7 protein-coding genes are annotated in these 12,223 nt (G+C 62.9%); 1 reads left to right on the top strand and 6 read right to left on the bottom strand.

All coding sequences use genetic code 11. The features are described from left to right. Positions 1-92 precede the first annotated feature (92 nt). The 5 genes from AC1UK9_RS25100 to AC1UK9_RS25080 form a co-directional block, all read right to left on the bottom strand. Entirely contained in the window at positions 93-1,067 is a 975-nt protein-coding gene (locus AC1UK9_RS25100) for a lysylphosphatidylglycerol synthase domain-containing protein (RefSeq protein WP_473013714.1), read from the bottom strand. Further along, positions 1,064-2,338, bottom strand: coding sequence for a cardiolipin synthase ClsB (gene clsB, locus AC1UK9_RS25095; protein ID WP_025109518.1), 1,275 nt, complete (start codon positions 2,336-2,338; stop codon positions 1,064-1,066). The genes AC1UK9_RS25100 and clsB overlap by 4 nt, the downstream gene beginning before the upstream one ends. Beyond that, positions 2,335-3,132 carry an endonuclease/exonuclease/phosphatase family protein gene (locus AC1UK9_RS25090; protein WP_473013713.1) on the bottom strand — a complete coding sequence of 266 codons (798 nt, stop codon included), beginning with the start codon at positions 3,130-3,132 and terminating at the stop codon, positions 2,335-2,337. Before AC1UK9_RS25090 ends, clsB begins: the two co-directional genes overlap by 4 nt. Continuing rightward, on the bottom strand, positions 3,129-4,055 hold the full coding sequence (locus tag AC1UK9_RS25085; RefSeq protein WP_482578695.1) for a DUF72 domain-containing protein: 927 nt from the start codon (positions 4,053-4,055) through the stop codon (positions 3,129-3,131). The genes AC1UK9_RS25090 and AC1UK9_RS25085 overlap by 4 nt, the downstream gene beginning before the upstream one ends. 215 nt (positions 4,056-4,270) lie before the next feature. After that, positions 4,271-5,476, bottom strand: coding sequence for an MFS transporter (locus AC1UK9_RS25080; protein ID WP_473013711.1), 1,206 nt, complete (start codon positions 5,474-5,476; stop codon positions 4,271-4,273). Positions 5,477-5,709: 233 nt separating this feature from the next. Between AC1UK9_RS25080 and AC1UK9_RS25075 the strand changes: the two genes are divergently transcribed. Beyond that, complete coding sequence (locus tag AC1UK9_RS25075; protein ID WP_482578694.1) at positions 5,710-7,803, top strand: mechanosensitive ion channel family protein; 2,094 nt, start codon at positions 5,710-5,712, stop codon at positions 7,801-7,803. 116 nt (positions 7,804-7,919) lie between these two features. Here the strand turns inward: AC1UK9_RS25075 and AC1UK9_RS25070 are convergent, their stop codons facing one another. Further along, on the bottom strand, positions 7,920-12,221 hold the full coding sequence (locus tag AC1UK9_RS25070; RefSeq protein ID WP_482578693.1) for a DEAD/DEAH box helicase: 4,302 nt from the start codon (positions 12,219-12,221) through the stop codon (positions 7,920-7,922). Between the last annotated feature and the right edge of the window lie 2 nt (positions 12,222-12,223).

The following is a 12,223-nucleotide window of genomic DNA, read 5'->3' as shown; positions in this document are numbered from 1 at the left end:
CTTCGCGAGCAAGCCCGCTCCCACAGGTTGGAATGCGTTCCCCTGTAGGAGTGAGCCTGCTCGTGATAGCTTTTTCAGCTTCGACAACGCAATCAGGAAGGCTTCTTCTCGATCTGCAACGCCTTCGCCTTGGCCTCCACCAACAGATACATCACCACCGTGATCAACAGCGGCAACAGAAAATAAATCGCCCGATACGCCAGCAGCCCCGCCACCAGGCTCCCGCGTGAAGCCTCGTGTTGCAGCAGCGCGACGAACACCGCTTCCAGCACCCCGAGCCCCGCCGGAATGTGCGTGATGACCCCGGCAATTGCACTGATCAGCAATACTCCGAGCACCAGCGGGTAATCCAGTTTGCCCGGCAGCAAGGTGAAAATCACCGCCGCCATCAGCGACCAGTTCAGCGCACCGAGCAGCAATTGCAGGACGGCCATGCGCAGCGACGGCAGGTTGATTTCTACCCCGCGAATCGACCACTCGCGGCGCTTCGAGAACTGGCACGCGGCGAGGTAGCCGGCACTCGACAGCAACAACAGCACACCGATGCCCTGCAGCGCGTCGCTGCTGACTTTCCAGCCCGGCGGCATGCTCACCAGGCCACTGCTGAACACCGCGCCGGCAATCGTCATGTAGCCGAACCAGTTGGTCGCCAGGCTCAGGCCGAGGATTTTGGCGATGTTGCCTTTGCTCACACCCAGGCGCGAATACAGCCGATAACGCATGGCGATGCCGCCGACCCACGCGCTGAGATTGAGATTGAAGGCATAGCTAATGATGCCTACCGGGAGTATCTGCTTCCAGGTCAGGTCCTGGCGGATGTAGGTGCGCCCGATCAGATCGAAACTGGCGTACACCAGAAAGCTCAGCAAGGTCAGGCTGGCGGCGATGAGCAGCGTGCGCACCTTGAACTCGGTCAGGGTTTGCAGCACTTCTGCCCATTCGATGCGCGTGGCGAACAGCGTCAGCAACACGATCAGCGCAAGGAAGAACAGCAAGGTCAGTGGACGTTTCCAGCGATGCCATCGCGAGTGCGTGGCCGGCGCCGATTGCGCGTGGGAATGGCTCATGAGGCGTCACCTCGAAACGGCTTGAGCCGAGGTTTATGCGCCGGCAACCAACCAGCCATTGCCGGGAAATGGCGCAGGAAGTGGAACACCAGAAATCCCACGGTCATGTGCCAGATCCGCCCGCGTGGCGACTTGCTCGGGTCCATGGCCTTGCAGTGGTTCTGGCTCAGGTCTTCGAGGCGCTGGAACAAATGCTGATTGAACGCGCGATCGCGGATCAGCACGTTGGCTTCCAGGTTCAGTGACAGGCTCAACGGATCGAGATTGCTCGAACCGACCGTGCTCCATTCCTCATCCACCAGCGCGACTTTGCCGTGCAGCGGCCGCTGGCAATATTCGTGGATCTGCACGCCGGCCTTGAGCAGGTAGTCGTAAGTCATGCGCGCCGCCAGTTTCGCCACCAGCATGTCCGGCTGGCCTTGCAGGATCAGCCGGACATCGACGCCACGGCGCGCGGCATTGCGAATCTCGCGCAGCAGGCGATAGCCGGGAAAGAAGTAGGCATTGGCGATCACCACCCGGCGCTGGGCCCGGCGCAACACCTGCAAGTACACGTCTTCGATATCAGTGTGGTGCTGATCGTTGTCGCGAAACACCAGACGCACTTGGCCGTCGTGGTCGCTGAAAGCCATTTCCGCGCGACGCTGGCGCCGACGCTGCCACCAGAACCGTGCGCGTCCCGGCCGACCGCTTTGCAGCAGGGCAAAGTGATGGATGTCAGCGACCGCCGGCCCCTGAACCTGCACGGCGTAATCCTGTTTCGCCTCGGGGCCGAAGTCGGCCAGGTGATCGCCGGAAAAATTGATCCCGCCAATGAACGCGACCAACCCGTCGACCACCACGATCTTGCGGTGCAAACGGCGAAACCAGTTGGTGCGAAAACCCAGGTGTTTGGGCGCCGGATCAAACATCTGCAGGTGCACGCCCGCGTCGCTCAACGCCGCGAGATAACCGGTGGTCAACTCGCCACAGCCGAAGCCGTCGAGGCTGACGGTGGTGCGCACGCCGCGCCGGGCGGCGTCGATCAGGACCTGCTGCAATTGCGCGCCGACCTTGTCTTCGAAGACGATGAAGGTCTCCAGCAGGATTTCACTCTTCGCCGCACGCAGGGCGTCGAACACCCGGGGGAAATATTCCTCGCCGTTTTCCAGCAACTCGACACGGTTGTTGCCCTGCCAACTGTACTCGACGTCGACATGGCCGGGCTCGCGTACTGGCGGGTTGATGCTGATCGGTTCCACGGTGGATTTCTCCAGCGGCGCACTGCTCATAATTCGATCTCCACCGACAGCGGGGCGTGGTCGGACAGATGGGACCAGGGGCTGTTCGCCAGGACTTTCGGCTGGCGGGTCTTGAGGTTACGCACGTAGATGCGGTCCAGGCGCAGGGTTGGCAGCCGCGCTGGAAAGCTGCGCGCCGGTTTGCCGTGATGCTCGGCGAACACCTCGCGCAGACCGCAGGGTTTGAGCAACGCATCGGCGCGCTGGCGCCAGTCGTTGAAGTCACCGGCAACGATCACCGGCGCTTCAGCCGGCAGCTCCGCCAGATGCTGCCCGAGCAGCTTCAGTTGTGCATGGCGATGGCTTTCGCGCAGGCCCAGATGCACACAGATTGCATGCACCTCAACGCCATCGCCAGGCAGGCGCAGTACGCAATGCAGCAGGCCACGATTCTCATGGCCATTGATCGAGACGTCGAGGTTGTCGTGGCGGATGATCTGGAACTTCGACAGCAGCGCATTGCCGTGATCGCCCTCCGGGTATACCGCGTTGCGCCCGTAGGCGAATTGCGGCCAGAGGCTGTCGGCGAGGAACTCGTACTGCGGCATCGTCGGCCAGTTGCTGTAGCGCTTGGGATGGTGTTCGTGGGTACCGTGGACTTCCTGCAGAAACACCACGTCGGCGGCCACACTGCGCACCGCTTCGCGCAATTCGGGGAGGATGAACCGTCGATTGAGCGCGGTAAAACCCTTGTGTGTGTTGACCGTCAGCACGGTGAAACTGCGCACTGATGGCGCGACGATCGAGCCTTCATCGGTGAAGCCCACCGGCTCTGGAATACTCATGCCAGCACCCCTTCGTCAGCGGGCTCGCCAGGGGTGGTCGCGAGGTGTTTGTCGAGGGCGAAACGCTGCAGAAGATTGCGCGCGTCGTAAGGGGCGCGGACTTTGATGTCGTTGTCGAAATAGCAAAACACTTCACGGGATTTGCGCGCCCGTGGTTTGAGGCGCGGCGCGATCAGGTGCGCATCACCGGGCTGTCGACCGTGATGCCAGGCGTCGATGCGTTCAGCCCAGCGCTTCAGTGCGGAGTCGGTGTAGCCGCTGGCGTAAAGCGCTTCGGCGCCGTGCAGGCGCAGGTAGACGAAGTCACTGGTGAGGTCTTCGCGGTACGGCCATTTGCCGGCGGTGTCGGCGATCACCAGAGCGGTGTTGTAGCGTTTCAACAAACGAATGAAGTCGGGATCGATGAAGGTGTCGTTGCGCACTTCCACAGCATGGCGCAGCGGTTTTTTGCGCCAGGCTTTGAGGCTGGCATGGCCGTGCAGGTGGGCGTCGTGCTGACGGGCGAGGGCGGCTGCGGCCTCAGTGTCGTGGGGCAGCAATGACAGGAAGTGTTCGAAACGCTCGGGGTCGAATTTGAAGTTTGGCGGAAACTGCCAGAGGATCGGCCCGAGCTTTTCCTTGAGCTCCAGCACCCCCGAGGCGAAGAAATTCGCCAGCGGCTTTTCGATCTCGCGCAAGCGGCGGATGTGCGTGATGAAACGCGGCGCCTTGACGCTGAACACGAAGTCGTCGGGCGTTTCGCTGTACCACTGGGCGTAGCGTTTGGGCCGTTGCAGGGCGTAGAACGATCCATTGATTTCGATGCTGTTGACCGCCCGTGAAGCGAATTGCAATTCACGCTTCTGGGTCAGTCCCTTGGGGTAGAAATCCCCGCGCCACGGGGCATAGCGCCAGCCGGAAATACCGATGTGAATCGTTGCCATGTCGCCCTCCCGTTGTCAGTCCTCGTACAGCCTGTGTCTGTTGATGACTGTGGGCGGTTCGGGAAAGTTTCGGTGGCGTTACGGACGGTACACATTCTACAAAAAGCACGGATCGCAATGTGGGAGGGGGCTTGCTCCCGAAAGCGGTGGTTCAGTCGCTATCGATGCTGACTGACCCTCCGCCTTCGGGAGCAAGCCCCCTCCCACAGGGTTACTCAGTGCCCCGTGAATAATCGGCCTTGAGCCGGTTCGGCATAGGTCGGACCGAGGCGATCAAGGCGTCCGCTCCACGCTGTGAGCGCCAACGCCACCAACACCACCAGACCACCGATCCACGCCGTGTGAATCAGGCCAAGGTGCTCGACGATCAGTCCGCCGCCCCACGCACCGCCGGCAATCCCGAGGTTGAACGCAGCAATGTTCAGCCCCGATGCCACGTCCACGGCCTGCGGTGTGTGATGCTCGGCCTGACGCACCACATACACCTGCAGGCCCGGTACGTTGCCGAACGCCACCGCGCCCCACACCAGCACCGTGGCCAGCGCCAGCCATGGATTGCCAGCGGTGAAGGTCAGCACCAACAGCACCGCCGCCAGCAGGGAGAAAATGATTTTCAGGGCGCTGATCGGCCCGCGTTTGTCGGCCAGTTTGCCGCCCCAGATGTTGCCGACCGCCACCGATACGCCGTACACCAGCAGCACCAGGCTGACGGTGCCGGCGCTGAAGCCGGAGAGGTCCTGCAGGATCGGCGCGAGGAAGGTGAAGGCGATGAACGAGCCGCCGTAACCGATGGCGGTCATGGCGTACACCAGCAGCAGGCGCGGTTGTTTCAACACTTGCAGTTGCTGCAGCAACGATGCCGGTTTGCTGTGGGCGATGTTGTTCGGCACATACAACAGGCTGCCGATGAAGGCGATCACACCCAGTGCCGAGACGGCGAGGAAGGTTTCCCGCCAGCCGAAATGCTGACCAATGAACGTGCCCAGCGGCACGCCGGTGACCAGGGCCACGGTGAGGCCGGTGAACATGATCGCAATCGCACTGGCGGCTTTTTCCTTGGGCACCAGGCTGGTGGCGATGGTCGAGCCGATGGAGAAGAACACCCCATGCGCCAGGCCGGTGACGATCCGCGCCAGCACCAGCGATTCATAACTCGGCGCCAGCCACGCCAGCAGGTTGCCGAGGGTGAACAGCACCATCAGCGACAGCAGCAACAGTTTGCGCGGGACTTTGCCGGTGAGGGCGGTCAGCACCGGCGCGCCGATGGCAACGCCCAGCGCATAGAGACTGACCAACAACCCGGCGGACGGCAGGCTGACGCCCAGATCGGCGCCGATGGTAGGTAGCAGGCCAACGATGACGAACTCGGTCGTCCCGATGGCGAATGCGCTGAGGGTCAGCGCGAGCAAGGCAATGGGCATGACAGCACTCCGGTAGAGGTTTGAATGGAGCGCAGTGTCGGGGTTTGGGTTGTGCGGAAAAATACGGGGGTGAGCATTTGATATTTGCCTTGGGCGCAAAGATCAAAAGCGCTCCCCCTCACCCCATACCTCGCGAAACGTCGTACCGCTGCCAATGGGGTAAGGAGGCTCTTGAACTTGCCGTGCAATTACTGATCAGTTCCTTACAGGTTCAGCCAACGGAGAATGGAGTTTTGATCAAGTTCAGGATCGCCATTGTGCTGGGAGCACTGCTGTTTCTCGGCGCCAGTGAACTGGAAGCCGCGGCATTGCCCGGCGTGCCGGCCACCGCCACCAAGGCCGCCGAGCCCGAGCCGATAGTGCAGGGTGGTCTGCTCGGCGCGATCAGTTCGAGCATCGACGACGTGCAGGACAAACTCGACCTCAACGAGCACCTGGTCGACGCCTGGCGCCTGCGTGCCGACCGCGCGGCGGACGAAGTCGACAAGTTGGTCAACCAGCCATCGGATCGCTCGGGCTGGAGCGTCGCCGGGGATTTCCTGATGTTGTCCGGGGTGTGGCTTGGCGCCTTCGCACTGCTCACGGTACTGGGCAGCCTGCTGGCCAAACGTCTGCGCGAAGGTCGTTGGCTGCGCACCCGCCAGCGCAGTCAGGACCTGCTCGGTTATCTGCTGCCGTACACACTGCCGGCGCTGGTCTGCCTGCCGCTGACGCTGTACTTCAGCCACTTTCTGCAAGCCTCGGTTGGGCGGGCGCTGGCGCTGTGTCTGGCGTATGCCACCAGCAGCGGTATTTTTTCCACCTCGATGTTGCTGTGTGTGGTGGTGCTGTTCAACGTCGGCCACAAACGGCCCGCCGCGCGGATCATCCGCGATTACTGCCCGAAACCACTGTTCCTGATCGGCTTCCTCGCCGCCCTCAGTGACGCGTTGACCAGCCCGCAGATCGCCCGCCAGCTGGGCGGCAACATCACCAGCAGCATCGCTGTGTTCACCGGATTGATCGCTTCAATCATTTTCGGTCTGCTGGTGATTCGTCTGCGCCGGCCGGTGGCGCACCTGATCCGCAACCGGCCGCTGGCGCAGCGCTTGAAACAACCTTCGTTGCAGGAGTCACTGCGGATTTTTTCCGGGCTCTGGTACTGGCCGATCGTGCTGATGGTGCTGGTCTCGGCGGTCAATCTGATCGGCATCGGCGAGGACAACCAGAAAGCCCTGCGCTGTGCGTTGTTCACCACGGTGCTGCTGATCGGCACGGTGTTCCTCAGCACCATTCTTCAGCACCTGTTCAAGTCGCGAAAGGCCGAAGCGATCCAGCGCAGCAGTGCTTACAAGGAGCGGTTTCTCAGGCTGTTGCACGCCTTGTTGCGGATCGTCATCGCCGTTGCCTTTATCGATATTCTCGGGCGTATCTGGGGCGTCTCTCTGCTCGATTTCGCCCAGAGCAGCACCGTCGGCCGCGCGATCAGCAACGCGTTGAGCAGCATCGGCCTGATCTTCCTCGTCACCTGGCTGTTGTGGGTGGTGCTCGACACGGCGATTCAGGAAGCGCTGAAACCACCAGTCAGCAAACGCTCGTCGCGCCAGCCCAGCACCCGGGTCAAAACCATCCTGCCGCTGCTGCGCAACGCGATCAAAATCATCCTGGTGGTGATCTGCGCGATCACCACCATGGCCAATCTGGGGATCAACGTTGCGCCACTGCTGGCCGGTGCCGGGGTGGTCGGGCTGGCGATCGGTTTCGGTTCGCAGCAACTGGTGCAGGACGTGATCACCGGGCTGTTCATCATCATCGAAGACACGCTGTCGATCGGCGACTGGGTGGTGCTCGATTCCGGGCACGCCGGCACGGTCGAGGGCCTGACCATTCGGACCCTGCGCCTGCGCGACGGCAAGGGTTTCGTGCATTCGGTGCCGTTCGGCCAGATCAAGGCGGTCACCAACCAGTCGCGGCAGTTTGCCTATGCGTTTTTCTCGGTGCAGTTCACTTACGACACTGATGTCGACAAGGCCATCGAACTGATTCGCGAGACCGGCGATTCGATCCGCGAAGACCCGTTCCTCAAGTACAACCTGCAAGGGCCGCTGGATGTGTTTGGTGTGGACAAGATGGATTTGAACGGGGTCGTGCTGACCGCGCAGTTCCGTACCGTGTCGGGCGGGCAGTATGCGGTGAGCCGGGCGTTCAACCAGCGTTTGAAAAAGCTTGTGGATAACAGTCCGGTGGTGCATTTCGCGCAGACTTATCCACAGCAGGTTTTGTTGCCCAGGCGTCAGGGTGAGGGGGAGCTGATGGCGAGCAAGATGCCGCAGGAATCGCGGACCTAGCGCAAATTTCTGGAGTGGGATTGCTGGCCCTTTCGCGAGCAGGCTCGCTCCCACAGGGGGAACGCGATCAAACTGTGGGAGCGAGCCTGCTCGCGAAGACGTCCGTCCAGCTCACATCAATGCCGTATCAGCTTGCTGCGCACCTGTTCCATGGCGATCTGATCCAGCGCTGTCCAGAAAACCTGCTGGCCGGCAATTTCGGCAGCGACAGGCAGACCGTCCCGATACACCAGCCGATTACTCGCCAACGCTGGCACCTTCGCCCCCGGCAACAACGTCCCGGCCAGATTTAGCGGATCCACCCCGCACACGGCGATCAAGCTGCCGTCATGGGGCCGTCGCCGTACCTCGCGCAGCAGCGCAATCGCCTCCGGCAAGGCAAATTGCTCCCCCGCCAGACCACTGACAAATCGTCCGCCGCGAATCTCGCCACGGGCCTCTAGCCGATGAAATGTGCGCAGCAACTCGCGCCAGCTCGGCAGCCAATCCGCCTCGCGTTCCAGCAGGCGCCAGAACACCACGCCGTAGCGCCGCAGCAAGGTCATGGCGATGTGTTCCAGGGTTTGCGGCGAAGGCGTCTGGCTGTTCTCCACCAACGGCCCTCGGCGCAGCAATGCCCAGCGTCCGGCATCGTCCATGCCACCGACAAACGCGCCGCGTCCGCGTCGACTGCTGCGCTGCTGGCGCTTGCTCGCCGGGGTGATCAGCGCACGCAGGCCGGCGAAGCTGTCGGCGTTTACCAGACCGGCGCCAACCAGCTCCTGCAAGGCGATTTCCAGCTCGGTGCGCAGCAGGTGCGCTTCATGAATCAGTTCATCAAAAAACAGTGCCCCGTGCTGACTGAGCGCCGCGTGGACCTTTTGGGTTTTCGGCGACAGCTCGCTGACCGGCGTCTGCTCGGTCAGTGCACTCCACAACCCGACCTGACTGCGTGGCAGCAGCACAATCGGCGTACTGCGCAGGGCCGTGCCGCTGACTTTCTGCCGGGCACTGAGCCGCGTCCACACCCGTTTGCCGTTGCGGCACAGGTCATCCAGCCAGCTCGGCGAATAGTCCCTGAGCCGTGCCGGGAGAATGTCGCTGTCCCACGCCGAGGCCGCCGCCGGGTAGCCTTCGAACTGGCCGACAATTGCCGGCAACACCGCGCTGCCCTGACCGCGCGTGGTACTGGACAGGTGCTGCCAGTCGAACAGGAAACGCATGAAGTCCTGCAACGCCACCGGTTCGATTTCCCGGCGCAAACGCTTGACCGTGTAACGATGGATACGCGCCAGCAGATGCCGTTCGCACCATTCTTCGACCGCCACGTCCGGGGTGAAACGACCGCGCAGCACATAACCTTCGCGCTCCAGTTGCGCGAGGGCTTGCGAGGCTTGCGCTGTGGGCAGCGCCAGCGGTCCGGCAATCGCCGCGACCGGCAGCGGACCAAACGCGCCGAGCCGTGCGCGGATCACTTCGACCTGTGCGTCATCGAAACTCCAGGGTTCGTCGAAACCGGGCAAGGCCTCCTGCTGCGGTTGCAGCGTAGCCTGTGGATAAAGCGCCAGCAGGCAGGTCAGGCGTTCTCGCGCCAGCCACAACCAGCACTGTGGCGCGATCATCAGGCGGCAGGCGCGGCCACTGTCTGTCAACGTGTTCAACCATTCGCGCCAGGATTCGTTGGCCTGCACTTCGGCCTCGCTGACGCACGCCAGGCTCATCAGCGCCTCGTGCATTTCATCGATGTTGGCCGGCGTCGGCCACGCTTCTTCACGCACCGCGCTGATGGCGTCGGCATCCAGTGCACCGAGATCATCGGTGGATTGCGGATCGCTCCAGCGCCGATTGATGACCGCCTGGGTCCGGCGCTCCTCCAGCGGTGCGTCGTCGAGAAAGGTGTATGGCCGCGCGCTGAGAATCTCTGCCGCCAGCGGTGACGGCGCCGGCAGATCACGGCTGAACAAACGCACTTCGCCACGCTCCATGCGCCGCAGCAGCGCCAGCCAGCCTTTGCTGTCCATGGCCTCGTGCAGGCAGTCGTCGAGGGTTTGCTCCACCAGCGGATGCTCGGGAATTTCCCGCTCGCCCGCGAGGTTTTCCAGACAGGCGATCTGATCGGGAAATACGCTGGCGATCAGGTCTTCGCTTTTCATCCGCTGCAACTGCGGCGCGACTTTGCGCCCGCCGGTAAAACGCGGCAACGCCAGTGCCACCCCGGCATTCCAGCGCCAGCGCACGCCGAACAACGGCGCGTCCAGAACCGCTTGAATCAGGATGTGCTCGGCGCTGTTGCTGTGCAGGTAACGCCAGACGTCATCGAGTTCGAAACTGTGGCTTGTGGACAGCGACAGGACAATCGCGTCTTCGCTGGCGGCAGCCTGTAATTCGAAGTTGAAGGTGCGACAGAAACGCTTGCGCAAGGCCAGGCCCCAGGCGCGGTTGATGCGGCTGCCGAACGGTGAATGGATGATCAACTGGGTGCCGCCGGACTCGTCGAAAAACCGCTCCATCAGCAGCGTGTCTTGTGAGGGCAGGGCGCCGAGGGTCAGGCGAGCGCGGGCGAGGTATTCCACCAGTTGCTCGGCGCTGGCGGCATTCAGGCCGAGGATCTCGGTCAGCCAGTCGAGCGCCGGTTGCAGGTCGCCGGGGCTGGCGCCGAGCAGGTTGTCGAGGGTGGCCTGCAGGCGCGCCACCGCCGAGGACAATTCGTCGCTGCGTCCCGGGGCTTCGCCGAGCCAGAATGGAATGGTCGGCGGCTGACCCTGGGCATCCTCGACCCGCACCTTGCCGGTTTCCACCCGCAGGATGCGATAGGACGTATTGCCGAGCTGGAACACGTCGCCGGCAATGCTCTCCACGGCGAAGTCTTCGTTGACGCTGCCGATGTTCAGGCCTTGCGGCTCCAGCAGCACGCTGTAGTCAGCGTTGTCCGGGATGGTGCCGCCGCTGGTCACGGCGGTCAGTTGCGAGCCACGGCGGCCACGCAGAGTGCCGCTGACGGCGTCGCGATGCAGGTAGGCGCTGCGGATGCCCTGACGACCGTTGTAGCCTTCGGCGAGCATCGTCAGCAGCGCCTGATAGTGTTTTTCGTCGAGATCGCGATACGGCGAGGCTTGGCGAAATAGCGCCAGTAGCGCGTCTTCCGACCATTCCTGGCAGCTGACTTCGGCAATGATCTGCTGCGCCAGTACATCCAGCGGCGCTTCGGGAATGTGCAAGGTGTCGAGTTCGCCACGGCGCACGCAGTCGAGCAGGGCGGCGCATTCGATCAGGTCGTCGCGGGTGGTGGCAAACAACCGGCCTTTGGGCGTGCCGCCGACCTGGTGCCCGGAGCGCCCGACTCGTTGCAGAAATCCGGCAATCGAACGCGGCGAGGCGATCTGACAAACCAGATCGACTTCACCGATATCAATGCCCAATTCCAGCGAGGCGGTGGCGATCAGCACTTGCAGCTCGCCGCGCTTGAGCCGCTGTTCGGCGTCGAGGCGAAACTCCTTGGCCAGACTGCCGTGGTGCGCCGCTACCGCGTGTTTGCCCAGACGCTCGCTGAGGTGACGGCTCAAGCGTTCAGCCAGACGCCGGGTATTGACGAAAATCAGCGTGGTGCGGTGTTCGCGGGCCAACTCGGCGAGGCGGTCGTAGACCCGTTCCCAGACATCGTTGGGCATCACCGCCGACAACGGCACTGGCGGTACTTCGATGCCCAGATCCCGCGGACGGGCGTGGCCGATGTCGATGATTTCGCAGGGGCGATCATGGCCGACGAGAAATTGCGCCACGGCTTCGACCGGTTTCTGTGTGGCGGACAGGCCGATGCGGGTCAGTGGTTCGGCGCACAGCGCTTGCAGTCGCTCAAGGCTCAGGGCCAGGTGACTGCCGCGCTTGCCGGCGGCCATGGCGTGGATTTCGTCGACGATTACCGTGCGCGTGGTGCCGAGCATTTTGCGCCCGGATTCGGAGCCGAGCAGCACGTACAGCGATTCCGGGGTGGTCACCAGAATGTGCGGCGCACTTTTGCGCATGGCGGCGCGTTCTTTTTGCGGGGTGTCGCCGGTGCGCACGGCCGTGGTGATCTGCAATTGCGGCAGGCCCATCTGGCGCAACTGCTCGGTGATCCCCGTCAGCGGATTCTGCAGGTTGATGCGGATGTCGTTGGACAGCGCCTTGAGCGGCGAAACGTAGACCACCAGAGTTTCGTCGGGCAGGCCGTCGGGGTTTTCCAGGCCACGGTGGACGAGATCGTCGAGTACGGCGAGAAACGCGGTGAGGGTTTTACCGGAGCCGGTGGGCGCGGCGATCAGCGTCGAGCGGCGCAGTCGGATCAACGGCCATGCGCGGGCCTGGGCGGCGGTGACCGTCGGGAAGGTGCTGCTGAACCAGGCGCTGACGGCGGGGTGAAAGCCTGCCAGGGCCGCGTCCTTGGAGATGGGCAGATTCATGC

The sequence above is a fragment of the Pseudomonas sp. AK-TSAG1-1 genome (assembly GCF_056821665.1).
Note: the sequence above shows the minus strand (reverse complement) of the source record. Positions and strands in the feature narration are given on the sequence as shown.